We start from the raw sequence: 24,628 nt of genomic DNA, 5'->3' as shown, positions 1-24,628 counted from the left end.
TGCTGGGGTGGTGGGTCGGTCAGCCCGCGACGGGAGCGGACAGGTTCGGCGCGATGCCGGCGGACAGGTCCCCCACCGCCTGACCGGTGGTGGCCGGGGTGGTGGTGGCGGTGTCGGCGGTGTCGGTCAACTCGGCCGGGCCGTCACCGGTGGGGGTCTGCTGCGCGACCGTCGGCAGCAGGGCCTTCACGGCGTCGCTGCTGGGTGAGGCCACGACCAGGTCGACCCGGCGGTTGCCGGTCACGGCCCGCGGGTCGGCCTCGGGGTACAGCGGGCGGGAGTCGGCGTACCCGGTGCCGGACAGGCGGACCGGGGCCATCCCGCCGGCGGCGAAGCGCTGCACGACGGTCATGGCGCGGGCCGCGGACAGGTCCCAGTTGTCCCGGTAGCGGCTGCTGCCGGTCAGGGGCAGGGAGTTGGTGTGGCCCTGCACCGCGACGGCGTTGGGCAGCTGCCCCAGGATCGGGGCGATGACGTCCAGGACCTCCCGGCCCTTGGCCTCGACGTCCGCGCTGGCGTTGGCGAAGAACACGTTGTCGGCCACCAGGCCCACGACGAGCCCGTCGGAGGTGATCCGGTAGGTGACCTGGTCCTGGTCGTCCTTGGCCGTCAGGGCGTCGTTGAGCTGCTTGGCGATCGCGCGGTAGTCCTGGACCTCCTCGCGGGCGGCGTTGAGGTCCTGCTGCTGCTGGGCCGTCTGCGCCCGCTGCAGGACCTCGCGGTCCTGGCTGGAGATGCTCTGCTGCAGCGGCTGCCCGGTGGAGTTGGGACTGATGTCGATGGGCATGTCGCCGTTGGTGGCCTCCAGGATGCCGGCGCTGCCGGACACGGCCTGGTTGGAGTTCGCGGTGCCCTTGGTGAGGCCGTCCTTGAACTGGGCGAACTTCAGCTGGTCGATCTGGCTGAGGGCGAACAGGACGATGAACAGCGCCATGAGCACCGTCAGCATGTCGGCGTAGGAGACCAGCCACCGTTCGTGGTTGACGTGCTCCTCGTGCTCCTCGTGCTTGTGACGTCGCTTGTGCGCCGCGGACATCAGGCCGCCTTCTTGTCCGGGACCGCGGTGCCCGGGGGCAGCAGGCTCTCCAGCTTCTTCGCGACCGAGCGCGGGTTGGAACCGGCCTGGATGGCGAGGATGCCCTCGACGACGAGCTCCATCTGCGCGGTCTCCATGCCGGACAGGCGCATGAGGCGGCTCTGGACGGGCAGGAAGAAGAAGTTCGCGCTGGCCACGCCCCACAGGGTCGCGACGAACGCACCGGCGATCATCGGGCCCAGGGCGGCGGCGTTGGACAGGTTCGCCAGGACGACGGTGAGGGAGACGACCGTCCCGCAGATGCCGACCGTGGGCGCGTACCCACCCATGTCGCCCCAGATCTTGGCGGACTGCTTGTCCGCGGCTTTCTTGGCCTGGATCTGGGCGGTGAGGATCTCGTACAGCTCGTCGGGGTCGGTCCCGTCGATGGCGGTCTGCAGGCCGTCGCGCAGGAACTCGTCGTCGACCTCCTTGATGGCGTCCTCCAGGGCCAGCAGGCCCTCGCGGCGGGCGCGCTCGGCCATCTTGACGATGACGCCGACGGTCTCACCGGAGTTCTTCGGCTTGCCCAGGAACGCCTTCTTCGCCGTCTGGATCAGCCCCAGGCCGTCCTTGAGCGTCCCGCCCATGAACCCGACGCCGAGGGTCCCGAGGAACACCAGGACGAGCGGACCGGGCAGCAGGATGTCGGTGATGGCACCGCCCTCGTGGTTCTGCATCCACAGAACGGCGGCAACGGCGACGATGAGGCCGCCGAGGGTTGCGAAGTCCATGGCTCACGGCCTCCTGCGGTGCAGCGGGACCGGGGCCGGCAGCTCGCCGTCCGCACCGCTGGGGTGGTCTGTGGTCTGGTCGGCCTGACCCGGGTGGGCCGGCAGCTCGAGGACGGAAGCCGTCCCCGTCTCCTCCAGGGAGTGCGCCGTCGCGACGACCCGCGCGCGGAAGGCCATGACGCGCTCGACGATCTCGGCCAGGGGCTCGGTGACGACGAACTTGGCGCCGTCGACGAGGGTGATGACCGTGTCGGGGGTCGAGTCGACGCGCTGGATCAGATCGGGGTTCACGGCGAACACCGACCCGTTGAGGCGAGTCACGAGGATCACGTGGGGTCCGTCCTTGGCGGTGGAGGCGGGGTGCGCCCGTCCGTGGGCTGGGTGGTTCCACCCTGTCCATCGGCGTGCGCTGTTCGGACCTGAGAGGGGCTTGCACGGTGCACCCGTTCGTGCTAATGCCACTACCGCAGTCACTCTCGGTGGTGACCGGCGGTGGGCGCCGGATAGCCGAACACCCTCCCGGAACGGGTTCCGGGAGGGTGTTCGGGCGGTCAGGGTCAGCGCTTGAGGTTGACCAGGTCTTGCAGCAGCTCGTCGGAGGCCGTGATGACCTTCGAGTTCGCCTGGAACCCGCGCTGGGCGAGGATCAGGTTGGTGAACTCCGCCGAGAGGTCCACGTTGGACATCTCCAGCGAACCGGCGAGCAGCCCGCCGCGGCCGGCCTGGCCGGCGATGCCGTAGACGGGGTTGCCGGAGTTCGTCGACACGCTGTAGAGGGAGTTGCCCTCCTTGCGCAGACCGGCGGAGTTGTTGAAGGAGGCGATCGCCACCTGGCCGAGGGTCTGCTTGTAGCCGTTGGAGTACGAACCGGTGATGACACCGTCGGTGCCGAAGGAGTAGCTGGTGAGGGTACCGATGGGTGCGCCGTCACCGGTCGTCTTCACGCTGCTGCTCTTGGTGGTTCCGACGAAACCGCTGAGACCCTTCAGGTCGATGGTGACGTCGTCACCGGTGGGGCTGCTGGCACCGGGCAGCGTGAGCGTGGCGACGGAGGCCTTCTCACCCTTGGCGGTCGGCGGAGTAGCCGCGTTGTCGGCGTCGAAGTTGAACGTCCCGACGGGCCGCCAGGAGGCTGTCGCGGCAGCGGCGTCGTCGGACGCGGTGACCGTCCAGTTGTCCGTGCCGGTCGCGTTGACGAAGCGCAGGTACATGGTGGTGGCCGTGCCCTGCTCGTCGTACGCGGTGAACGACGTCACGATGCCGACGTCCGGGTCCTGGGCGGTGGGCGTGGTCTTGTCCAGGTTCCCCGACACCTTGGCGCCCTTGGTCTCCACCGCCCCCATGACGGTGTCGGAGGGGATGACGAGCTTCTCGATCGCGCCGTTCGTGTTGACGCTGCCGTCCGGCGCGGGCTTCCACCCCATGACGTAGGCACCGTCGTTGGTGACGATCGAACCGTTGGCGTCCAGGGTGAAGGACCCGTTGCGGGTGTAGAAGACCCCGTCGCCCTGCTGGACGGCGAACATGCCGTCGCCCTGCAGCATGAGGTCGGTGGACTTGCCCGTGGCCTGCGCCGAACCCTGCGTCATGTTCTGCGTGATCGCCTGGACGCGGACGCCGAGGCCGACCTGGGAGGGGTTCGTCCCGCCGTTGGCGTCGGTGGGGGCGCCGGCGGCCTTGGTGAGCTGGGACAGCGTGTCGGCGAACACGACGCCGGAGCTCTTGAAGCCGGCGGTGTTGACGTTGGCGATGTTGTTGCCGACGACGTCCATCATCGTCTGGTGCGAACGGAGACCGCTGACGCCGGAGAACATGGAGCGGAGCATGCTGCAGACCTTTCGAGGGGGCTGACGGGGGACGAGGGGATCAGGCGGACGGGGAGGGACCCGACGACGGCTCCGTGGAGTTCGAGGCCGCGGGCTTGGGGGCCGGAGCGGTGCCGGCGCCGGCGACGCCGACCCCGGCGATCTTGGACAGGACGACGCTGACGCCGTCGACGTTCAGGACGGGCTCGCCGCCGGTGCCGCCGGCCGACCCCTGGACGAAGGAGACCGAGCGGACCTCGCCGGTCTTGGCCGTCCCGTCCTCACCGGTGTAGGACACCGTCTGCCCGACCAGCGTGCTGGCCTGCAGCTTGTTCTGCGCCGCGACCATGGACGTCGACTGCTTGGCGACGTCCTGCATGGCCTCCAGGGCGGAGAACTGCGCGGTCTGGGCCATGAACTGCGTCGTGTCGGCCGGCTTGGACGGGTCCTGGTAGCGCAGCTGGGCGACCAGGAGCTTGAGGAACATGTCCTTGTCGTCCTTGGTCTTCTGCTGCGCGATCGCGGAGGTGTCGGTCTTGCCCGCGTTCTTCGCCGCGTTCGTCTGCGTGAGCAGGTCCGAGTTCGCGATCAGGCCGGCGTACGGGTTGGACCCGCTGGCCGCGTCGATGGTCATGCCTACTCCTTCGGACGAACGGGTGAAGGTCTGTAGCCCGGGCGGGGCGTTGCGCGCACCCGTTCGGGGTGCTCGGCGCCTGGAACGGTTCAGACGCTCAGGTCGACGCGGCCGGCGGCCACCGCGGCGGCCTCGCGCAGGGTGCGGCGTTCCGCGGCGGCGGCCGAGAAGGCCGACCGGGCGCTCGCACCGGCCTCGGCGGCGGCCGAGCGCTGCCCCGCGCCCTGTCCCGAGCCCTGCTGCCCGGAGGAGGACCCGTCCCGGCCGCCGAACTGGGCGTCGGCGGACCGGCCCTGCTGGGAGGAGCCGGAGTCGGCGCGGACGTCGACGGTCGTCTGGGTCCAGGCGCCGCCGGACAGCTCGCGCTGCAGGTCGCCCACGGCGGCCTTGAGCGCGTGCCGGGCGGCCTCGGAGGCCCCGGCCAGGGAGACGTGCAGCGCTCCCCCGCTGACCTCCGCGGTCACCTTCACCGGGCCCAGGCCCTGCGGGTTCACCTCCACCGACATCCGGTGCACGGCGTCGGCCGCGGGCAGGTCCTCCAGGCGGCCGGCGACCCCGTGGGCGAACGCGGCCGGGTTGGCCAGCGGCAGCGGGGCCGGCGGCGTGGAGGCCACCGCGGCGGCGGGCGCGGTGACCGTGCCGGTCCCGGTGACCGATGGTACGGCCGTCGGCAGCAGCCCGGCGGGCACGTCCGTGTCGGCGGTCACCGCACCCGGGACCGGCGGCGCCGCACCGGTCACGGGCGCGGCGATGGGCTGGGTGACGGCGGGGCTGCCGGCCAGGACGACGGGCGGGGCCTGCACGGGCACCTCCCCGGCGGCGGCGCGCGGCGCGGTCGGCACCGCCGTCGCCGCAGCCGGCTGTGCGCCGGGCTGCTGACCGCCCTGGCCCTGCTGCTGCCCGGCACCGTCACCGGCACCGGCACCAGGGCCCTGACCGGCCTGGCCCGCGACCGGTGCGACCGGGACGGTCGCGGTGGGGACGCCCTCGGCGGTCGGGGCCGCGACCTGGGGGGGAGCTGCGGGTGTGCCGACGGCGGCCTGGGCCACCACGGGCGCCGCGGGGGTGGTCGTGGCGGCGGCGGGAAGGCTCGTGGGAGCGGTCCCCGCGGCGGTCTGCACCTGCTCGGCGTCGGCGGGACGGACGTGCTGCGGCAGGCCCGTGGTCACCGTCTGCACCGGTGCGGCGGCACCCGCGCCGGGAGCCGGCACGGAGGTGGAGGTGACGGTGGCCCCCGCGAGCGCCGTGGCGACGGCATCGGCACCTTCGGCCGCGGGGGTCGGGGTGGGCCGACCGGTGGGGGCCGTCGCGGTGCTGGTGCCGGTGCTGGTGCCGGTCACGGCTGCCCCGGCCGCCTCGGTCGTCCCAGCGGTCCCGGTGGCGGTGGTGGTGGGAGCGGCGAGGGGGGCAGCGGTGGTGACCGCGGCGGGGACGGTGGTCCCCCCGGTCGCGGTGGGGGCGGCGTCCACGAGCGGCTGCGTCGTCGGCACCCCCGTCGCACCGGCCGCACCCGTCCCGGGCGTCCCGGGGGTCTGACCGCTCTGGTCGGACAGGCCCGGGGCGGTCTTGGGGGTGAGCACGGCGCGCAGGGCGGCGGGCAGGCCGAGCAGGGCGGGGTCGACGGGGACGGTCGGCACCGCGGCGGCGTCCACGGCGGTCTCGCCCTCGGCATCGGCGTGGTCCTCGACCGCGGTCTCCTCCCGGGAGGCGCGGGTCGTGCCGGGGCGGGCCGGTTCCTGGGCCTTCTCGGTGCGCTCGGCGCTCTTGGTCTGTCGCCCCTGGGGACGGTCGGGGCGCTCGGCGGGACGGTCCTCGCGCCGGTCCACGTTCTTGGCGGCGGCGCGCTCGGTCGCCGCGGCGGCCTCGGGACGGTCCTCGCGGACCGCTCGCCCGTCCCGGCCCGTGTCGCGGGCGGGGGTGCGCAGGTCCTGCACGGCCTGCCCGAGGGAGTCGGCGAAACCGGACCCGTCGGAGCCGGCGGCCGGCCGCGAGCCCTCGCGGGGGGTCGCGGTGAACGGCAGCGTCGTGACGGACAGGTTGGCGCTCACGCGGGGCTCCCGAGGTCGGCGGTGATCTTCTTGACGTAGTTCTGGGTCTCGGCGAAGGGCGGGATGCCGCCGTACTTCTTCACGTTCCCGGCGCCGGCGTTGTAGGCGGCCAGGGCCAGGGAGACCGACCCGAAGGTCTTCAGGTGCCCGGCCAGGTAGCGGCCGGCGGCGTCGATGGAGGCGAACGGGTCGGTGGGGTCGATGCCGAGGCCGCGGGCCGTGGCGGGCATGAACTGCATGAGCCCGGTGGCGCCGGCGCGGCTGCGGGCGGTGGGGTCGAAGCCGGACTCCTGCTTGGCGACGGCGCGCAGCAGACCCGCGGGCAGGCCGTACGTGGTCTCGGCGGCGGTGAAGGCGCTCTCGTAGGGGGCGGACTTCGCGCTGACCCCGGCCGAGAGGGACGCGGGGCGCACGTAGGAGGAGGCGTCGGTGGCCGGGGCGCCACCCAGGCCGGACAGCAGGGTGGCGGCGACGCCGACGCCGGCCGCGGTGGCCGCGGCGCCCGCGCCGAGGCGGCGGATGGTCATCGGGGTCTCCCAGACCTTGGAGATCTTCACGACGTCGCCCGTCTTCGGCGCGTGCAGCATCTGCCCGTCGCCGACGTAGATGCCGATGTGGTGGCCGTTCTCCAGGACGACGAGGTCGCCGGGGCGGGCCTTGTCCAGGGAGGGCACGGCGGTGCCGACGGTGGCCTGCTGGGCCGCGGTGCGGGGCAGGGACAGCCCGAGCTGCTTGCCGGCGTACTGGATGAGCCCGGAGCAGTCGAAGCCGTCGGGGGTGGTGCCGCCCCACCGGTAGGGCACGCCCTTGAACTGCTCGGCGACGGCCAGGAGCCGCCGGCCGGTGCCGGTCTCGCCCAGGACGGACTCGCTGAGGGCCCGCACCCCGCGGCTGAGGACGCCCGAGGCCGCCGGACCGGTGCCGGCCAGGACGTCGGCGAACCCCCCCGACGCCTGCGAGGGGGTGGCGGCGACCCTCGCCGCGGTCGTGGTCAGCGGCCGGGCGGTGGTGCCGGCGAACTGGGCGATGCGGGCCTCGATGTCGGCGATGCGGGCCTGGACCTCGGCGATGCCGCTCACGCGTCGCCTCCTTCGAGCTGGGCCCGGCGGCGGGCGCGGGCGGCGAACTCGGCGACGGTGCGGTCGTCGAGGGCCTTCTGGTCGGCGCGCAGGGCGGCCTCCTCCTGGGCGCGTTCGTGGCGTTCGACGACGCGTTCGAGGGAGCGTTCGGCGCGGCGGGCGCGGGCCCAGGCGGCCTGCTTCTCCCCCAGGTCGACCTCGGCGCGCGCGACGAGGGCGCGGGCGCTGTCGAGGTCGGCGACGAGGGCGGAGCGGCGGGCGACGGCCGCGGTCCAGGCGGCCATCGTCTCGTCGCTCAGGTGGGCCTCGCCGAGTTCGCGGCGCACGCGGGCGGCGCGCTTCTGCTCGTTGCGCAGGACCGCGTTCGCGGCGGCGACGTCGACCTTGATCTGGTCGGCCTGGACCTTGCGCAGCTTCAGCAGCGCCATGATGGCCTTGGTGGCGCTCACCGGTGACCTCCGAAGCTCGTGACCAGCTGCTGCAGCTGGGCCCACGCCTGGGCGGGCGGGGTGATGTCGTGGATGTCCTGGCGCAGGAAGGCGTTGATGGCCGGCAGGTGGGCCACGGCCGCGTCGACCTCGGGGTTGGCGCCGGGCTGGTAGGCGCCGACGTCGATGAGCTCCTTGGCGTCGCGGTGGGCGGCCAGGACGCGGCGCAGGGCGGTGGCGGCGGCCTTCTGGTCCGGGCCGGTGACGCGGCCGGCGACGCGGGAGACGGAGTCGAGGACGTCGATGGTCGGGAAGTGCCCGGCCGTGGCCAGGCGCCGGTCCAGGACGACGTGGCCGTCGAGGATGGAGCGGGCGGCGTCGGCGATGGGCTCGTTGTGGTCGTCGCCGTCGACCAGCACCGTGTAGATGCCGGTGATGGAGCCGGTCACCCCGGGTCCGGCGCGTTCGAGCAGGCGGGGCATGAGGGCGAAGACGCTCGGCGGGTAGCCGCGGGTGGCGGGGGGTTCACCGACGGACAGGCCGATCTCGCGCTGGGCCATGGACACGCGGGTCAGGGAGTCCATCATGAGGACCGCGTCGGCGCCCAGGTCGCGGAAGGACTCGGCGATGGCGGTGGCGGTCAGGGCGGCGCGCAGGCGCAGCACGGGGGCCTCGTCGGAGGTGGCGACGACGACGACGGAACGGGCCAGGCCCTCCGGGCCCAGGTCGTCCTCGAGGAACTCGCGGACCTCGCGGCCACGTTCGCCGATGAGGGCGAGCACGGACACGTCGGCGGCGGTGCCGCGGGCGATCATCGACAGCAGCGAGGACTTCCCGACGCCGGAGCCGGCGAAGATGCCGAAGCGCTGGCCGCGCCCGGCCGGGACGAGGGTGTCCAGGGCGCGCACGCCCAGGCCGAGGGGGGCCTCGACCCGGCCGCGGGACAACGCCGGCGGCGGGGTGGCGTGCAGGGGGGCGCGGGGGGCCGCCGCGAGGGGGGCGCCGCCGTCGAGGGGGTTGCCCATCGCGTCCACGACGCGCCCGAGCAGGGCCGGTCCGACGGGGACGTCGGAGGGGCGGCCGGTGGCCACGGCGGGGGCGCCGGCGGCCAGGCCGGTGAGGTGGCCCAGCGGCAGGCAGCGCAGCCGGGACCCCTCAGCGGCGACGACCTCGGCGGGCAGGGAGGCGGGCGAGCCGGGCTCGCCCAGCAGGACGGTCTCCCCCACCGCGGCCGGCAGGCCGGTGACCTCGACGGACAACCCGACGATGGCGCTGACCCGCCCGCTCAGGCGCGGGCGGGCCGCGACGGTGGCGCGGGCGACCTGGGGGGCCAGGACCTCCCGCACCTGCGCTGCGAGGCGGGTCGAGACCAGCGCGCTCACGCGAGCGCTCCGGTCTCGCCCTCTCCGACGAGGGCAGCCAGGGCCCGGGAGACGCTGGCGCGCAGGCCGGCGTCCACCTCGGTGTCCCCCTGGCGGGCGACGGCGTCACCCGGTTGCACGGCCGGGTCGGGGAGGAAGCTCACGAGTTCTGCATCGGACGACGCGTGCCGACCCTTGAGGGCGTCACCCGTCAGGGCGCTCAAGTCGGCCGGGTTCACGCGCACGGTGACGGGTTTCTCGGCGTCCAGGGGCGCCAGGGCCCGGCGCACGGCCTCCCCCACGGGGGAGTCCATGAGCTGCACCTCGCGGTCCAGGACGGCGCCGGCCAGCTCCAGGGCCAGTTCCAGGACGGTGTCGGCCAGCGCGCCGATGGCCGGTTCGCGTTCGGCGCGCAGCGCGTCGCCGGCGGCCAGCAGCGCCTCCTCGGCCCGTGCGCGGGCGGCGCGGCGCTCGTCGCGGTCGGTGCGGGCCGCGACGAGCGCGGCCTCGCGCTGGGCCTCGGCCTCGGCCTCGGCCCTGACCGCGGCCTGGCGCATGCCGGCGGCCCAGCCGGCGGCGTAGCCCTCGGTGCGGGCCCGCTCGCGCAGCTGCACCAGGTCGGCGGTGTCCTCGCGCCGGGTCAGGTCGAGGCCGACGAACCCCCGCGGCGACGTGCTCGCCGCCGCCGGGACGGCGAGGAACACGCGCGGTTCGCGGGTGGTGCCGGGTCGGGTGTCGGCGGGCTGGAACCGGTCACGAGACGAAGTCATCGTCACCACCGCGGGTCAGCACGATCTGGCCGGACTCCTCCAGCTGGCGGATGATCGCGACGACCTTCTGCTGGGACTCCTCGACCGCGGACGTGCGGACCGGGCCCATGAGCTCGATCTCGTCGAGCAGGTTCTCGCGGGCACGTTCGGAGACGTTCTTGAGGATCTTGTCCCGGACCGTCTCGGTGACGCCCTTGAGGGCCGTGGCCAGGTCGGCCGTCTCGACCCCGCGCAGGACGAGCTGGATCGCGCGGTCGTCGAGGGTGGTGATGTCCTCGAAGACGAACATGAGCCCGCGGATCTCCTCGGCCAGCGCGGCGTTCTTGGCCGCCAGGCCCTCCAGGATGGAGCGTTCGGTGCCGCGGTCGGCGCGGTTGATGATGTCGACCAGGGGCTGGACGCCACCGACGGCGGTGTTCGTCTTGGCCTGCAGCACCGTGGAGGTGCGGCGCTGGACGACGTCCTCGACGAGGCGGACGTACTCGGAGCTGGTGGCCTCCATCGTGGCGATGCGCAGCGCGATGTCGGCCTGCACGTCGGCGCTGAGCCCGCCGAGGATCATCGAGGCCTGGTCCGGGCGCAGGTGCGCCACGACCAGGGCGATGGTCTGGGGGTGCTCACCGGTGAGGAACGTGAGGATCTGCTGCGGGTCGGCCTGGTGCAGGAACTGGAAGGGCTGCACGATCGCGGCCTCGGCCACCCGGCCCAGGACCTCCGCGGCGCCGTCGGCGCCCAGGGCGCCCTCCAGGAGGGACTGGGCGTAGTCCAGGCCACCGAGCCCGCCGCGCAGCGGCGAGGCGATCATCCCGTGGAACTCCTCCAGGACGACGCCGGCCACCTCGGGGCTGACCGCGCGCAGCCGCAGGATCTCCGCGGTCAGCTCCTCGATCTCCGCAGGCCGCAGGTGCCCCAGCACCTTCGCGGCGTTCTCCTGACCGACCTGCAGCAGCAGGACGGCGGCCTTCTGCGCCCCTGTCAGGGGCGCGACCTCGAGCTCGGTGGACGGCACGGCTCAGGACCTCCGATCGGCGAGCCAGCCGCGGAGCAGTTCCGCGACTTCCTCGGGCTGGCGGGAGACGAGTTCGACGACCTCGGTGCGCCGGGCGGCCGCGGCCTCCAGGGCCGGGTCGACCGGTGCTGCTTCGATCGCCACGTGCTTCTCGACCGCCGGGGCGATCTCCTTGAGCCCCTCGGCCGGCGCGGTGATGTCACCGAGCTGGAGGGGGTCGACGTCCAGGACGTCGACGGTCTCCACCTTGCGGCGGCGGAAGGCCACGAGGATCACGATGAGCATGATCAGCACGAGCAGGGCCAGGGCGGCGGTCTTGGCGTAGCCGATGAGGGTGTCCTGCTGCTGGGCCTTGTCGGCCTCGGCGAGCTGGGCGGCCGCGTCGGCTGCGGCGGTGTCGTCGAAGGCGGTCTTGATGACCGAGACGGTGTCGTTGCGGGTGGGGTCGATCCCGGCGGCCTGGTTGACGATCTGGGTGACCTGGTTGACGTCGGCGGCGGACGCGGCCCCCTTGGCGCCGGCGTTCAGCACGACCGAGACGGCCTGCCGGGTGATCTTGCCGGGGGCCTGCTTGGTGACGACGTCGGTCTGGTTGGTCGGGATGTTGTTCTGGACGGTGTCCTTGTCGTACCCGCCCTGACCCGCGGCGCCGTTGGCCGGCACCGCGATGTTGTCCGGGCCGAGCACGCCGGCCGCGGCCCCGCCGCCGGTCCCGTTGTACTTCTCGGTCGTCGTGGCCTGCGCCGAGGGGTTGATGCCCTCGGTCTGGGTGTACGTCCGCGAGGTCTCGGTGCGGTCGTCGAAGTCCAGCGTCGCCTTGACCGTGGCCTTGACGTTGCCCTTGCCGTAGATGCTCTCCAGGTAGTCCTGCAGCTCCGAGGAGGCGGCGGCGTTGTAGTCGCTCGTCTTCTCGTTCTGCGCGCTGGAACCGGACCCGTCGGTGGACAGGGTGTTGCCCTTGTCGTCGACGACGGAGACGTTCTTGGGGTCCATGCCCGGCACGCCGCCGGCGACGAGGTTGACGATCGCGGTGACGTTGTCGTTGGACAGCTTCGCGCCCGGCTTGAGCTTGACCAGCACCGAGGCGGTGACCGGGTCCTGCTCGTCGAGGAAGACGTCCTTCTCGGGGATGGCGAGGTTCACCACCGCCGACTCGACACCGGCCAGGGCCTCGATCGTGGTGGCCAGCTCCTTCTTCAGGTCCTGCTGGTAGGCCTGCTGCTGCACGAACTCCGAGGCGGTGACACCCACGGTGCTCATGAGCGTGCCCGAGCCGCTGCCGGTCTCGGCCGGCAGCCCCGCACCGGCCATCGCCAGGCGCTCGGCGTCGACCTTGTCGGCGGGCACCGAGATGGTGGCGCCGCCGTCGGAGAGCTCGTAGGGCGTCCCGTCGGCCTTCAGCTTCTCGGAGATCGCACTCGCGTCGGTCCCGGAGAGGTTGGAGAACAGCGGCGCGTACGACGGCGTGGACGCCCACTGCGAGAACAGGACCGCCCCGCCCAGCAGCGCCGCGACGACGGCGATGACGACGGCCTTCTGGCCGGTCGAAAACGTCCGGAAACCGGAGACGAAGTTCTTGGCGTTCTCGACGATCGCCGCGCTTCCCTTGGCCTTGGCCATCAGACCTGCATCCTCATGATCTCGTTGAAGGCTTCGACGGCCTTGTTGCGGATGGCGACGGTGAGCTGGGTGGCCAGCTGGGCCTCGTTGCTGGCGATCATGTAGTCGTGGACGTTGGTCAGGTCACCGGTGGCGGCCTTGACCGCCAGGTCGTCGGAGGTGGACTGCAGACCCTGCAGCTTGTCCACCCCCCCGCCCAGGCCCTGGGCCAGCAGGGAGGCGAACTCGGTCCCGGAGGTTCCGTCCACCGAGGTGGAGGGCCCGGTGCCGGCGATCCCGGCCACCGCCGCGGGGTTCACGATCCCGGCGTAGGTGGTGCCGCTGCCCCCGCCGACCCCGCTGGTCATCTGCAGGTTGTCGGTGTCGGCGATGCCCTGCCCGTACCCGGTGGCCAGCGTGCCGAGCGTTCCGGCGACGTCCCCGACGCGGCCGAGGGAACCGATCGATTCGATGCTCACGCCGCTCACGCCTTCCCGAGCTGCAGGGCGGCCTGGTAGGCCTCCTTGGACCGGTCGATGACCGACAGGTTCGCCTGGTAGGCGCGCTGGGCCATGATCAGGCTGGTCATCTGCGTGCTCATGTCGATGTCGGGGTACTTCACGTACCCCTGGGCGTCGGCCAGCGGGTGCGCGGGGTCGTAGACCAGCCGGCCCTCGGGGCCGCCGGTGACGATGCCGGCGACCTGGGTGCCCTTGCCGTCGGCGGCCTCGGCGGCCACGACGTACTTGGCCTCGTAGGCCGGGTCCGCCGTCCGGACGGCCGTGTTGATGTTCGCCAGGTTGTCGCTGACGGCATCCATCCACTTGCGGTTCACGGTGACGCCGGTACCGGCGATGCCGATCGCGTCGAAGATGCTCATGGGTTCGCTCCGGATGTCAGGTCAGGGGACGGGGACCGGTGGACGGGACCAGGTGATCCGTCGTCATTGGCTGCTCATCGCGGTGCGCAGCAACGAGTACTTCGAGTTCAGCGCGCTCAGGACCGTCTGGTAGCTGAGGTTCGTCGAGATGTTCGAGATCGACTCCTCGTCGAGGTTCACGTTGTTGCCGTCCTCGCGGGTCGGCTCCAGCGACTTGCGCGTCGTGATGTCCGCGCTCAGGGCCGCGGCGGGGTCCCCGGCGGCGACCGCGCCGGCCAGCGCGTCCTCGAACCGCACCTTGTTGGCCAGGTAGCCCTTGGTGTTGATGTTGGAGATGTTGTCGGCGATGGCCCGCTGCCGCGCCTGCAGACCGTTCAACGCGGTGTGCAGTGCGACGCTGGTCAGATCGGACACGGGGGCCACCCTCCGGGTTTCGCGGACTGGGGATCGAGCTGGGGATCGAGCTGGGGATCGAGCTGAGCGCTGGGTTCGGGGTTCTGGAGGCTCAGACACTCCTTCGGCCCTGCGGCCGTGCGTCTTGAGCCCGGACGGGGCACCGATCGGTGCCGTCCTCCACACCTGCGCGGCGGGTCCACCCGGCTGCGCCGAGCGGTCCGGCGAAGACCACCCGGACGGCGGTACCACCGCTGCGGGCAGCACCGTCGGTGACGCCCACGGACCTGCAGGGAGCATCGCGACGCCTGCGCACCTGCACCCCACCGGCGCGGCACGTCCGCGCCCGGCCCGGCCCCGGGACGCCACCTCCCCCGCCCGGTGACCACGGTGGGTGCGCGGGCTGAGCCGGACGGGTGACGCACGTCCAGGCGATCCAGCCGCTCAAGTTCCCCGCGGCCCGCGCCGAGGAAGAGGCCAGCCGATCCCCCGACCCCACCCCCTCACCACCCCGGCACCACCTTCGAGGACAGGAACCCCCACGCCATGGACAGCGCAGAACGTCCCACCGACGCGCCCGCCGCGGGTCCGGCGGAACTGGCCCTCCTGGCCGAGGAGGCCGAGCAGCTCACCGCCGCCGAGCCCTCCGAGCACCGCGCGCAGGTGCTGGAGCAGCTCGCGCGCGCCGTGCGCACCGAGGCCGACGGCGGTGACGGCCGGCTGGGCCGCTGGGCCGACGCGGACCTGTTCGACGTCCTGGACGTCGACGCCGCGGTCGCGCCCCTGGAGCTGCGCCGCAGCGTGCTGCGCTCGGGGTCGCTGCGCACGATCCTCGTCTTCGCCCCTGTCATGGTGACGTGGGTCGGTCTGCTGTTCGCGGGGCGCGCCTACGGGCAGATGTCCGCGGCCGGCCAGGCCGGCGACGGGGAGTCGTTCCTGCAGCTGTGGCTCGACGGGTTCGGCGGGCGCACCTTCTTCTCCCTGGACCGCGTGGCGGAGTTCGCCGTCGTCCTCATCGCCGCCGCGATCGCGGTGGCCGTGGCCACCGACCGCCGCCAACGCGCCGACGAGCTGAGCGCCGCGCGCGCCGACGAGTCCCACCGCCGGCTCCTGCGCGGTTTCGCCGCACGCGCCACCCTGGTGCTGGCCCCGCACCGCAGCAACGCCGCCGAGCAGCTCGGTGCGCACTTCGAGCGCGGCCTGACCGAGCTGGGCCGGCTGGTGGCCGAGACCATCCGCCTGCACGCCGACACCAGCGAGCTCGTCGCGACCGTGCGCTCCTCGGCCCAGCACGCGATCACCGCGGCCGAGGCCGCCAACGCCGGTGGCGCCGACGTCGCCCGGGCCGCCACCGAGCTGGGCTCGACGGTCACGCGGGCCGTGGCCACCCACGGTGAGCTCATCGCCGCCGACCGCGACCAGCACACCGCCACCCTGGCCGAGTCGACCCGCACCCTGGCCGAGCACCTCGAGCAGGTCCGCGCCGGCACGGCCGAGGCGCTGCGGGAGGGGCTGCAGGGCCGGGACCGGGTGCTGTCGGCCGTCGAGGGCGTCTCGGCCGCCGTGGCGGCCCTCAGCACCCAGACCCGGGAGTCCATCACCGAGCTGTCGACGTCGGCGCAGGCGATGAGCAGGCACAGCGCCAACTTCGGCGAGGCCGTCACCGGTCACGTCGCGGCGCTGTCGGGCACGGCCCGGGAGTCGGTCGAGACGATGCACGCCACGGTCGTCGAGAGCGTCCAGCAGGTCACCCGCATGACCGGGGAGGCGTTCAGCGAGCACGTCGCCGCCTCCGCCGAGCACGCCGCCACCACGATGGAGACGCTGCGCCGCGACGTCGAGCGCACCTCGGAGGCCGCCGAGGCCGCCCTGGGCACCGCGACGCGGGTCCTGGCCACCGCCGCCGAGGCCGCCGACCGCCGCACCCGCCACGAGGAGCGCCTGGCCGACCTGCTGACCACGCAGAACGAGGTCCTGGACTCCTGGCGGGGCATCGAGAACCGCCTCGTGGAGGCCGCGCACGACATGCGCTCGGTGCCGCGCTGGCTGGAGAAGGTCCAGCACGAGCACGCCGACGCCACCGGCCGCGCGCTGCGCAGCATCGGCTCGACCCTGCGCGAGGACGTCTCGGCGGCCGTGACGCAGACCCTGGCCATGGCCGGGGAGGACCACGTCCGGCAGGTCAACCGCGCCTACCGCGACGCCAGCCGCACCCTGACCCAGGACCTCACCCAGACCCTGAGCCAGTCGCTGAACTCCGACCTGGGCTCGGTCGTGGACTCGGTGATGGACCAGCTGACCCACCAGGTCGAGGCCCTGCCCGAGCGGATCGCCCTCGCCTCGGCCCGCCAGCAGCACCACCAGCAGCAGCAGCACCAGCAGCGGCCGGTCGTGCCGGCCCGCCGGCCGGAGCCACGGCCCGAGCTGCGACCGGAGCTGCGGCCCGAACCCCGGCCCGAACCCCGGCCCGAACCCCGTGCGCCCCAGCCCGAACCGGTCGTGCGCCGCGCGGCGCGCCCCGAACCGGAGGTCGAGGAGCAGTTCGTCGCCGTCGCCCCGCGCACGCTGCAGGACCTCGCCGCCCGGCGCTACGCGCGGGTGGGTCAGTGAGGCGCCCGGGCCCGCGGGTCCCGCTGCGTCCCGCGCTGCGCTCGCAGCGCGGTGAGAACGGCACCGTCGGCCTGGCCGGCTGGGTCTTCGCCGACGCCCTCCTGGCGCTGACGATCATCGGCCTGGCTGCCGGCGGGGCCGTGCACGCCGGTGTCGAGGCCCCCGCGGCCGCCGCCGCGGTCGCCACCGCGGCCCCCACGGCCACGCCCGCCCCGACGGTGACGGTGACCGCCCCGGCCCCCGAGCCCGTGCCGTCGATGCCGGCCGGGGTGGCGCAGGCCCCGGTCGTCCTGGAGGTGCTCGTCGACGGCTCGAACGACGACGAGGTCCGCGCCTCGGTCGCGGCCGCCGTGGGGGACCTGGCCGCCCAGGGCCGGCGCGCCGCCTTCGTCCTGACCTTCGGGACGGCCGGTGACCCCGCCGCCGGCACGGCGCTGGCCCGGCGGGTCAACGCCCAGCTCGACGCCGCCGCGCCCGAGGTGTTCGCCGGGTCCGCCAAGCGCGACTTCTGGCGGGCCGTCAACGCCCAGTCCCCCCGCGCCGGGGTCGTCCAGCTGGAGCTGTACCTGATCCAGTCGTGAGACCCGCACCGGCGCCGACCCGTCACCGACGCGGAGGTGAGCGACGCGGGAGGTGAGTGACGCGGGGGGTGAGTCCCGCCACAGCGGGGCGCGGACGCTCAAGGGGGCGTGCGCGGTGGTCGAGGAGACCCCGTGCGCGCCCCCTGCCCGTCCCCCCGCCCGGCCCCTCACCCGGTCCCCCGTCCCTCCCGCCCGCAGCCGTGAGCGCCGGTCTGGCCCTGCTGGCCAGCGTCCTGTGGGGCAGCTCGGACTTCCTGGGCGGCAGCGTCAGCCGCCGGCTGCGCGCCGTGCAGGTCCTGGCCGTGTCCCAGGTCCTGTCCGCGCTCGTGCTGCTGGCCTTCCTGCTGGCCACCGGCCGGCTCGCGCACGTGGGTGCCGGGGCGTGGCTGGGCTGGTCGGTGCTGGCCGGCCTCACGTGGGCGGGGGCGATGGGTGCCCTCTACACGGCCCTGGCCCGCGGCACGATGGGCGTCGTCGCCCCCGTCGCCTCCTGCGGGATGCTCGTGCCGGTCGCGGCGGCCGTCCTGACCGGTGAGCGCCCCGGGGCCGTGGCCCTGGCCGGGGCCGCGCTGGCCCTCGTCGGCGTCGTGGGCGCCGCGGGCCCGGAGCTGTCCGGCAGCGGGCGCACCCCGGTGGCGGCTGTGGGGCTCGCGGCGCTGGCCGCGCTGCTGTTCGGCGTGGAGGTGTACGCGCTGGCCCGGGCCAGCGAGACCTCCGTGGCCGGTGCGCTGCTGGGGATGCGGCTGTCCTCCCTCGTCGTGGTCGTCGTGGCCGCGGCCGCGACCGCGCGCAGCGCGCCCGCGGTCGCCGGCCGCGACCTGCCGGTGCTGCTGGCCCTGGGCGTCCTGGACCTGGGCGCGACCGCGGCGTTCGCGCTGGCCTCGACCTCCGGGCTGGTCAGCGTCGTGGCGGTGCTGGCCTCCCTGTACCCGGCGGTGACGATCCTGCTGGCCCGGCAGGTCCACGGCGAACGGCTCAGCGGGGTCCAGAAGGGCGCGGTCGTCCTCGTGCTGCTCGGCGCCGTGCTCTGCGCCCTGGGCTGAGCGGGCGACCGGCCGAGACCGGGATCGGGCCCGGGATCGAGCCCGGGGCCGGGTGCCGGATCGGGCACCGACACCCGTTCGGCGGGTCGAGTCGTGCACGGGGGCAACCGAGAACTCCTGTGACCCCAGGAGGATGTCGTGAGCTCTACCGACGGGCACCACCCGGTGCTGCCGCTGCGCTGGCAGCGGGCGCTGCACGTGCTGCTGCTGCTCGTGCCGGCCGCCTTCGTCGTCTCCACGGTCCCCGGGGTGCGCCCCGCGCCGGGCTACTCGCTGCTGCTGGACGGCGTCCTGAACAACCTGGCCTACGAGTCAGCGGCCGCGCTGTGCCTGGTGCGCACGCTGTCGACCCAGGGCCCCCGCCGCGGCGGCTACCTGCTGAGCGCGGCCCTGGCGGCCTACGGCTCGGGCAACGTGTTCTGGACGATCCTCGTGCGGCCCCTGACCGACCCGCCGTACCCCTCCGGTGCCGACGCGGGCTTCCTGCTGTTCTACCCGCTGGTCTTCGTCGCCCTCATCCTGCTGGCCAGGTACCGCGACAGCCGCCACGTCCGCAGCCTGTGGCTGGACGGCGTGGTCGGCGCCCTGGCCGTCGGGTCCGTGGCCGCCGCCGCCGTCATCGGTCCCATCGTCTCGGCCGAGGGCAGCTGGGCCGCCGTGGCCACCACGTCGGCCTACCCCGCCCTGGACCTGGTCCTGCTCGCGGTCCTGGCGGCGGTCCTGTCCCTGTTCGGCTGGCGCCCGCCGCGGGGCCTGTGGCTGCTGGCCGCCGGGCTGGTCGTCTTCGTCGTCGCCGACGTCGTCTACCTGTTCGCCACCGCGCAGGGCACCTACGTCCCCGGCGGCCCCACCGACGGGGTCTGGGTCCTCGGCGTCGTGCTCATGGGCTTCACCCCCGGCTGGACGCCCGCGCCCACCGGGCCCCGGCTGCCGGCGTGGGCGCTGCTGTCCATCCCGGTGCTGGCCACCACCGTCGCCCTCGCCGTCCTCGTCGTGGACCACCGCGTCCCGCTGCACCCCGCCGCCGTCGCCGTGGCCGCGGCCACCGTGGTCACCGCGCTGGCCCGGCTGGTCATCACGCTGCGCGACGTGACCCGGCTCGCCGAGCACCGCGAGCTCGCCCTGACCGACGAGCTGACGGGCCTGGCCAACCGGCGCGCCCTGTACCGGCGCACCCCCGACCTGCTCGCCGGCTGCGCACCGGAGGAGACCGTCGCGCTGCTCCTGCTGGACCTCGACGGGTTCAAGGAGGTCAACGACAGCCTGGGGCACCAGGCCGGGGACTCGCTGCTGGCCGACGTCGCCCGGCGCGTGCAGGGGGTCTGCGCCACCCCCCGCACGGTCGTGGTGCGCCTGGGCGGGGACGAGTTCGCCGTCCTGCGCGCCGGCGCCTCGCGGGCGCAGGCCCTGGCGCTGGCCGACGACGTGCACGAGGCGCTGCACGGGGCCTACGGCCTGGAGGGCGTGCAGGTGCGGGCGCGCGCCAGCATCGGCGTCTCGGTGCTGCCCGCGAGCGCCGCGGAGCTGTCGACGCTGCTGCGGCAGGCGGACGTGGCGATGTACCACGCCAAGACCCGGCACCTGGGCACCTTCGCCTACGTCGCCGACGTCGACGAGTTCGCCTCCGGGGAGCGGCTGGAGACCGCCGAGCTGTTGCGCGCCGACATCGCCGCCCGCCGGATGGTCCTGCACTACCAGCCGAAGGTCGACGTGGCCTCGGGGGCGGTGGACGGTGTCGAGGCGCTCGTGCGCTGGCGGCACCCGCGCCGGGGGCTGTTGTTCCCCGACGCGTTCCTGTCCGTCGTCGAGACGGCCGGGCTCATGGAGGCCATGACGCAGGCGGTGCTGGAGCAGGCGCTGGACCAGGCCGTCGCGTGGGCGGCGGCGGGGCGTCCGCTGGCCGTCGCGGTGAACCTGTCGGCCTCCTCCCTGGGGGACGCGACGCTGCCGGACCGCGTGTGCGCGATGCTCGCCGAGCGCGGGCTGCCGGCGCGGCTGCTGGAGATCGAGATCACCGAGGACTTCCTCATGGCCGACCGCGTGCGCGTGCAGGGGATCTTGGACGGCTTGCGGCGCAGGGGGATCCGTGTCGCCGTCGACGACTACGGCACGGGGTACTCCTCCCTGGCGTACCTGCGGGAACTGCCCATCGACGACCTCAAGCTCGACAAGTCGTTCCTGACCGACCTCACCGGTGACCCGCGGGCGCTGGCCATCGTCCGCTCCACGATCGGGCTGGCCCACTCCCTGGGCCTGCGGCTGGTCGCCGAGGGCGTGGAGGACGAGGAGACCCGCCGCGAGCTCGCCGCCGCCGGGTGCGACGTCGTCCAGGGCTGGCTGTACGCCAAGGCGCTGCCCGCGGCGGACCTGCAGGAGTGGCTGGCCCGGCACGACGCCGCTCTCCCCGAGGTCCCCGACGTCCCCGACGCCCTCGTCCCCGACGCCCTCGTCCCCGACCGCACCCCCGTCACCGTTCCCGCCCAGGCCCCGGCCGGAGAGTTCTCGTGAGCATCCCCCAGCAGTTCCGCCCCGCCCACCTCCCCCTGGTCCCGGCTGAGCCCCCGGCCCGGGGTGAGCTCGTCGAGGGCCGCGACGCGGTCCTGACCCTGCTCGAGTCCCTCCTGGGCGCGCACTCCCCCGTTCCCGCGCAGGCCGCGGCGGGTGACCCCGTCACCGCCTCACCCGCGTGGGTGCGGCGCGCCGCGGCGGCCGCCGCACCGGCCGCCGTGTGGGCCGTGCTGGTCCGCGACGGCGCGGCGTGGGGGCTGGCCGTCCTGGCCGACCGGGTCGACGACGCGGGCGCGCGCAGCGGTCTGCTCAGCGGGGGCGGGGGGTACCGCAGCGGCATGCTGACCACGCCGGGCCTGCGCGCGTCCGGCGACGTCGCCCGCACGGCCCTGTCCCTGGCCGGCCCGCTGGGGACCGCCCTGGCGGCCGGTGCCGACGCGCGCGGGAGCGCCCTGGAGCTGGCCGGCCTGCCGGACACCCCGGCCGTGCGGGCCCTGGCGGCCGCGGCCGGGGCGGACCTCGCCGCCGGGCTGCCCGTCCCGGTGGTCGAGCGTCCCGCCGAGGGGACGCACCTGGTCAGCGCCGGGATGCGCAAGAACCTGCGCAAGACGGCGAACCGGCTCGCCACGGACGGGGTCGGGGTGCAGGTCCGCCTCAGCCGGGACCCGGACGCCTTCGCCGCGGCGCTGCCGGAGATCGAGGCCGCCTACCGCGACCGCGACGCCGCGCACGCGCTGGCCTGCCCCCTGGACACGCCCGCGGGCCGGCGCACCTGGCTGGACCGGCTGGCCGCGCTGGGGGAGGCGGGGCGGCGCGAGCTGGCGACGCTGCACCTGGACGGGGAGCTGGCCGCCTACGTGGTCGGGGTGCCGGAGGGGGGGCGCTACGGCGTCTTCGAGGGCCGCTTCGTGACGCGGTGGGCGCGCTACTCCCCCGGCCGCCTGCTGGAGCACACCGTCCTGCAGCACGCGTTCGCCGACCCGGCCGTGCAGGTCGTGGACTGGATGACGGGGGTGGCACCGGAGACGCTGCTGACCGTCAGCCGCTTCGAACCGCGGGTGGTGGTGCACCGTCCCGCGGCCGCTGCGGCCCTCCTGGGCCCCGCGGTCACCGTCGTGGACCGCGCTCAGCGGGTCAGCGCGCGGTAGCTGGCCTGCAGCCAGGGGACGGCGATGGCCAGCGTGGGCCCGCCCAGGACGACCGCGGCGGCCGCGTAGGTGAGGGCGGACAGCCCCCGGCGCGGCGGGCGCGCGCCCAGGCGCCGCACCCGGGCCAGGGCGGCCGACCCGACGGGCATCTCCTGCCCGGAGTCGGGGGCCCCGGCGAGGGCCACCAGGGCCCGGGCCAGCGGCTGGGAGCCGGCGTGGCGGCGGGCGGCGTCGTCGGCGAGCATCTCCACCAGCAGGCGCACCGAGTCCAGCGCGGCCTGGCTGGACACCACGCGGGGGAAGGCGGCGTGCAGGGCCGTGAACCCCTCCAGGACCAGGTCGTGGCGGGCGCGCAGGTGGGCCCGTTCGTGGGCCAGGACGGCGCGCACCTCCTCGGCGGTCAAGGAGGCGAGCATGGCGTCGGAGACGACGACGCGGGAGCGGACGCCGGGCACGCAGTAGGCGACCCGGCCGGGTCCGGCCAGGACCCGCACGCCGGTGCCGGACAGCAGCGCGGCGTCGACCTCGGAGACGGACTCGTTGCGGTGCAGCAGGTCCACCAGGTCGCGGTGCCGGTTGCGACGGCGCCGGGTCCGGATGCCGACGAGGGTGGCGACGACCCAGAACCGGACGGTGACGACGGCGACGAGGGTCGAGCCCAGGCCGATGAGGGTCGTCTGGACGACGCCGTGGCGTTCCAGGAAGGGGAACCCGGGCTCCTCGGTGAACAGCAGCGACAGCGAGGCCAGACCCGCGCCGAGGGTGGCCAGGACCGCGCCGAGGGCGATGGCCTGCCACAGGACGAGGGCGGCGCGCGGGACCTGCCAGGTCCACCGCGCGCGCGCCAGGAGCGCCGGGACGGGGCCCGCCAGGAGCAGCCCCAGTGCTGCGAACCAGACGGCTGTCACGGGTCCGAACCTACGGCGTCCGGGGCCGGGACGTCGGCACGACTCAGGCCGAGGGGGTCGCGGGCCCCCGGTCGGGGGCCACGGCGTCCAGGGCCTCGCGCAGCGCGGCGGCCTCGGCGGGCGAGACGCCGCCGATGAAGTGGACGAGCGCGGCCTGCCGGTCGTCGACCGTCGGGACCCCGCCGAGGGCGTCGAGCATGAGCTCGGCGACCATCTGCTCGCGGGAGGCGACGGGGGTGTAGCGGAAGGCCCGCCCCTCGCGCTCCTGGCGCACGACGTGCTTCTTGGCGAGCCGGTCCAGGACGGTCATGACGGTCGTGTACGCGATCTTGCGGTGCTCGGCGAGCTGCTCGTGGACCTCGCGCACGGTCAGCGGCTCCCCGGCCGCCCACAGGCGGTCCATGACGTCGCGTTCGAGTTCTCCCAGGGCCACGGGTTGATGTTACGTCAAACACACTGCCGAACGCGAGTCGTCGTACTACCGACACAAGTACTACAGTTGGTCGTATTACGACAGGATGTCGTAGGAAGGCGGAGGACGTGACCATCGAGGACCTCACCCGGCTGCAGTTCGCGGTGACGACGCTCTACCACTACCTCTTCGTGCCGCTGTCCATCAGCCTGGCGCTGTTCACCGCCCTGCTGCAGACGGCGCACCTGCGCCGGACCCGACGCGGGGGCGACGACACCTACGGGCGCCTGTCCCTGCTCGTCGGCAAGCTGCTCATGACGACCTTCGCCGTCGGCGTGGTCACCGGACTGGTCCAGGAGTTCCAGTTCGGCCTGTCCTGGAGCTCCTTCGCCCGCTTCTACGGCGACGTCTTCGGCCCCACCCTCGCCGTGGAGGGCATGCTCGCCTTCTTCCTCGAAGCCACCTTCCTGGGGCTGTGGTGGTTCGGCCGCGACCGGCTGCCGGCCCTGGTCCACCTGGGGACCATCTGGGTCGTCGCGGTCGGCACCGCCATCAGCGCCTTCGTCATCCTCGCCGCGAACTCCTTCATGCAGAACCCCGTCGCGTACACGATCGACGCGCAGACCGGCCGGGCCCGCCTGGGCAGCTTCCGCGAACTGCTGCTCAACGAGGTCAACCTCGCCGCGTTCCCGCACACCTACGCCGGGGCCGTCATGGCCGGCGGCGCCCTCGTCATGGCCGTCGGCGTCTGGCACCTGCTGCGCGGGCAGTACGGCGAGGACACCGCCGAGTTCGCCGCCTTCCGCACCCTGTCGCGCTTCGGCGCCTGGGCCACCCTGGCCGGCGGCGGGCTCGTCGCGGTCAGCGGCGACGTGCTGGGCAAGGTCATCACCCAGGTGCAGCCCATGAAGATGGCCGCCGCCGAGGCGCTCTACCGCACGACGACCGGCGCGCCGTTCTCGATCTTCTCCTACGCCCCCCTGGGCAGCGACCGGCCGACCTTCTCCCTGGAGGTCCCCGGGTTCCTGTCCTTCCTGGCCAAGGGGTCGTTCACGGCGCAGGTGCTCGGGCTGAAGGACCTGCAGGACGCCTACGCCGCGCAGTTCGGCCCCGGCGACTACGTGCCCTGGATCCCCGTGGCGTTCTGGAGCTTCCGGCTCATGATCGGGGTGGGCATGTTCGCCGTGCTCGTCGCCGCCGCCCACCTGTGGGTGAGCCGGAGGTCCCGGGTCCTGCGCCCGGACCACCGCCTGGCCCAGGGCCTGCTGTGGTCGGTCGGCCTGCTGCCGCTGCTGCCCCTGGCCGCGAACTCCTTCGGGTGGATCTTCACCGAGACCGCCCGCCAGCCGTGGCTCGTGTTCGGGTTGTTCAGGACCGCCGACGGCGTCTCCCCCGGCCTGACCTTCGCCGAGGTCGCCGCCTCCCTGGCCGCGTTCACCCTCGTCTACGGCGCCCTGGCCGTCGTCTGGGTCAAGCTCGCGTTCCGCCTCGTGCGCAAGGGGCTGCCGCAGCTGCCGCCGCCGGCCCCGACCGAAGCCGACGCCGGGTCCGACACCGGGTCCGACGCCGGGTTCGCCACCACCTACTGACGTCCGGAGGGGAC

At 74.2% G+C, this 24,628-nt stretch carries 23 protein-coding genes; 6 read left to right on the top strand and 17 right to left on the bottom strand.

Annotated elements, in window-relative coordinates; all coding sequences use genetic code 11:
• Positions 1–19 precede the first annotated feature (19 nt).
• From AB2L28_RS16010 to flgB, 15 genes are all read right to left on the bottom strand, one after another.
• On the bottom strand, positions 20–1,036 hold the full coding sequence (locus AB2L28_RS16010; protein WP_370719979.1) for an OmpA/MotB family protein: 1,017 nt from the start codon (positions 1,034–1,036) through the stop codon (positions 20–22).
• On the bottom strand, positions 1,036–1,809 hold the full coding sequence (locus AB2L28_RS16005) for a motility protein A (RefSeq protein ID WP_370719978.1): 774 nt from the start codon (positions 1,807–1,809) through the stop codon (positions 1,036–1,038). The genes AB2L28_RS16010 and AB2L28_RS16005 overlap by 1 nt, the downstream gene beginning before the upstream one ends.
• A gap of 3 nt (positions 1,810–1,812) precedes the next feature.
• The gene (locus AB2L28_RS16000) at positions 1,813–2,139 is read right to left on the bottom strand and encodes a flagellar FlbD family protein (protein WP_370719977.1); all 327 of its coding nucleotides are present in this window, start codon (positions 2,137–2,139) and stop codon (positions 1,813–1,815) included.
• Between the two features lie 227 nt (positions 2,140–2,366).
• A complete protein-coding gene (gene flgF, locus AB2L28_RS15995) occupies positions 2,367–3,635 on the bottom strand; it encodes a flagellar basal-body rod protein FlgF (RefSeq protein ID WP_370719976.1) in 1,269 nt (422 codons plus the stop codon).
• 40 nt (positions 3,636–3,675) lie between these two features.
• On the bottom strand, positions 3,676–4,248 hold the full coding sequence (locus AB2L28_RS15990; protein ID WP_370719975.1) for a flagellar hook capping FlgD N-terminal domain-containing protein: 573 nt from the start codon (positions 4,246–4,248) through the stop codon (positions 3,676–3,678).
• Between the two features lie 89 nt (positions 4,249–4,337).
• On the bottom strand, positions 4,338–6,296 hold the full coding sequence (locus tag AB2L28_RS15985; RefSeq protein WP_370719974.1) for a flagellar hook-length control protein FliK: 1,959 nt from the start codon (positions 6,294–6,296) through the stop codon (positions 4,338–4,340).
• On the bottom strand, positions 6,293–7,375 hold the full coding sequence (locus tag AB2L28_RS15980; RefSeq protein ID WP_370719973.1) for an NlpC/P60 family protein: 1,083 nt from the start codon (positions 7,373–7,375) through the stop codon (positions 6,293–6,295). Before AB2L28_RS15980 ends, AB2L28_RS15985 begins: the two co-directional genes overlap by 4 nt.
• Positions 7,372–7,824, bottom strand: coding sequence for a flagellar FliJ family protein (locus AB2L28_RS15975; protein WP_370719972.1), 453 nt, complete (start codon positions 7,822–7,824; stop codon positions 7,372–7,374). Before AB2L28_RS15975 ends, AB2L28_RS15980 begins: the two co-directional genes overlap by 4 nt.
• Positions 7,821–9,185, bottom strand: a complete 1,365-nt coding sequence (locus AB2L28_RS15970; protein ID WP_370719971.1) for a FliI/YscN family ATPase — start codon at positions 9,183–9,185, stop codon at positions 7,821–7,823. Before AB2L28_RS15970 ends, AB2L28_RS15975 begins: the two co-directional genes overlap by 4 nt.
• Entirely contained in the window at positions 9,182–9,934 is a 753-nt protein-coding gene (locus AB2L28_RS15965) for a FliH/SctL family protein (RefSeq protein ID WP_370719970.1), read from the bottom strand. The genes AB2L28_RS15970 and AB2L28_RS15965 overlap by 4 nt, the downstream gene beginning before the upstream one ends.
• Complete coding sequence (gene fliG, locus AB2L28_RS15960; RefSeq protein ID WP_370719969.1) at positions 9,918–10,943, bottom strand: flagellar motor switch protein FliG; 1,026 nt, start codon at positions 10,941–10,943, stop codon at positions 9,918–9,920. The genes AB2L28_RS15965 and fliG overlap by 17 nt, the downstream gene beginning before the upstream one ends.
• 3 nt (positions 10,944–10,946) lie before the next feature.
• On the bottom strand, positions 10,947–12,563 hold the full coding sequence (gene fliF, locus AB2L28_RS15955) for a flagellar basal-body MS-ring/collar protein FliF (protein WP_370719968.1): 1,617 nt from the start codon (positions 12,561–12,563) through the stop codon (positions 10,947–10,949).
• A complete protein-coding gene (gene fliE / locus AB2L28_RS15950; RefSeq protein WP_490054863.1) occupies positions 12,563–12,910 on the bottom strand; it encodes a flagellar hook-basal body complex protein FliE in 348 nt (115 codons plus the stop codon). Before fliE ends, fliF begins: the two co-directional genes overlap by 1 nt.
• Before the next feature lie 116 nt (positions 12,911–13,026).
• Entirely contained in the window at positions 13,027–13,422 is a 396-nt protein-coding gene (gene flgC / locus AB2L28_RS15945) for a flagellar basal body rod protein FlgC (protein ID WP_370719966.1), read from the bottom strand.
• A gap of 63 nt (positions 13,423–13,485) precedes the next feature.
• On the bottom strand, positions 13,486–13,836 hold the full coding sequence (gene flgB, locus AB2L28_RS15940) for a flagellar basal body rod protein FlgB (protein ID WP_370719965.1): 351 nt from the start codon (positions 13,834–13,836) through the stop codon (positions 13,486–13,488).
• A 525-nt stretch (positions 13,837–14,361) separates the two neighbouring features.
• Here flgB and AB2L28_RS15935 point away from each other — a divergent pair.
• The 5 genes from AB2L28_RS15935 (at position 14,362) to AB2L28_RS15915 (ending at position 21,705) form a co-directional block, all read left to right on the top strand.
• On the top strand, positions 14,362–16,425 hold the full coding sequence (locus AB2L28_RS15935; RefSeq protein WP_370719964.1) for a hypothetical protein: 2,064 nt from the start codon (positions 14,362–14,364) through the stop codon (positions 16,423–16,425).
• Entirely contained in the window at positions 16,422–17,006 is a 585-nt protein-coding gene (locus AB2L28_RS15930; protein WP_370719963.1) for a hypothetical protein, read from the top strand. Before AB2L28_RS15935 ends, AB2L28_RS15930 begins: the two co-directional genes overlap by 4 nt.
• A gap of 200 nt (positions 17,007–17,206) precedes the next feature.
• The gene (locus AB2L28_RS15925; protein ID WP_370719962.1) at positions 17,207–18,049 is read left to right on the top strand and encodes an EamA family transporter; all 843 of its coding nucleotides are present in this window, start codon (positions 17,207–17,209) and stop codon (positions 18,047–18,049) included.
• A 138-nt stretch (positions 18,050–18,187) separates the two neighbouring features.
• Positions 18,188–20,557, top strand: coding sequence for a putative bifunctional diguanylate cyclase/phosphodiesterase (locus AB2L28_RS15920; protein ID WP_370719961.1), 2,370 nt, complete (start codon positions 18,188–18,190; stop codon positions 20,555–20,557).
• Positions 20,554–21,705, top strand: a complete 1,152-nt coding sequence (locus AB2L28_RS15915; RefSeq protein ID WP_370719960.1) for a GNAT family N-acetyltransferase — start codon at positions 20,554–20,556, stop codon at positions 21,703–21,705. Before AB2L28_RS15920 ends, AB2L28_RS15915 begins: the two co-directional genes overlap by 4 nt.
• Here AB2L28_RS15915 and AB2L28_RS15910 read toward each other — a convergent pair.
• Both AB2L28_RS15910 and AB2L28_RS15905 read right to left on the bottom strand, forming a co-directional pair.
• A complete protein-coding gene (locus AB2L28_RS15910) occupies positions 21,684–22,613 on the bottom strand; it encodes a M56 family metallopeptidase (RefSeq protein ID WP_370719959.1) in 930 nt (309 codons plus the stop codon). The genes AB2L28_RS15915 and AB2L28_RS15910 overlap by 22 nt on opposite strands.
• Positions 22,614–22,656: 43 nt before the next feature.
• Complete coding sequence (locus tag AB2L28_RS15905; RefSeq protein ID WP_370719958.1) at positions 22,657–23,046, bottom strand: BlaI/MecI/CopY family transcriptional regulator; 390 nt, start codon at positions 23,044–23,046, stop codon at positions 22,657–22,659.
• A gap of 107 nt (positions 23,047–23,153) precedes the next feature.
• Here AB2L28_RS15905 and AB2L28_RS15900 point away from each other — a divergent pair, with 107 nt between their 5' ends.
• Positions 23,154–24,614: a cytochrome ubiquinol oxidase subunit I gene (locus tag AB2L28_RS15900; RefSeq protein WP_370719957.1), complete on the top strand. Its 1,461-nt coding sequence runs from the start codon at positions 23,154–23,156 to the stop codon at positions 24,612–24,614.
• Positions 24,615–24,628: the final 14 nt, after the last annotated feature.

It is taken from the genome of Kineococcus mangrovi (assembly GCF_041320705.1).
GTDB lineage: Bacteria > Actinomycetota > Actinomycetes > Actinomycetales > Kineococcaceae > Kineococcus > Kineococcus mangrovi.
The sequence above is the reverse complement of the archived record's forward strand: the minus strand, read 5'-3'. Positions and strand labels throughout refer to the sequence as shown.

Coding starts and splice junctions, on each gene's coding strand:
- AB2L28_RS15935 (WP_370719964.1), top strand. CDS start 14,362: ATGGACAGCGCAGAACGTCCCACCGACGCGCCCGCCGCGGGTCCGGCG.
- flgC (WP_370719966.1), bottom strand. CDS start 13,422: ATGAGCATCTTCGACGCGATCGGCATCGCCGGTACCGGCGTCACCGTG.
- AB2L28_RS16010 (WP_370719979.1), bottom strand. CDS start 1,036: ATGTCCGCGGCGCACAAGCGACGTCACAAGCACGAGGAGCACGAGGAG.
- AB2L28_RS15990 (WP_370719975.1), bottom strand. CDS start 4,248: ATGACCATCGACGCGGCCAGCGGGTCCAACCCGTACGCCGGCCTGATC.
- flgF (WP_370719976.1), bottom strand. CDS start 3,635: ATGCTCCGCTCCATGTTCTCCGGCGTCAGCGGTCTCCGTTCGCACCAG.
- AB2L28_RS15965 (WP_370719970.1), bottom strand. CDS start 9,934: ATGACTTCGTCTCGTGACCGGTTCCAGCCCGCCGACACCCGACCCGGC.
- fliF (WP_370719968.1), bottom strand. CDS start 12,563: ATGGCCAAGGCCAAGGGAAGCGCGGCGATCGTCGAGAACGCCAAGAAC.
- AB2L28_RS16005 (WP_370719978.1), bottom strand. CDS start 1,809: ATGGACTTCGCAACCCTCGGCGGCCTCATCGTCGCCGTTGCCGCCGTT.
- fliE (WP_490054863.1), bottom strand. CDS start 12,910: ATGACCAGCGGGGTCGGCGGGGGCAGCGGCACCACCTACGCCGGGATC.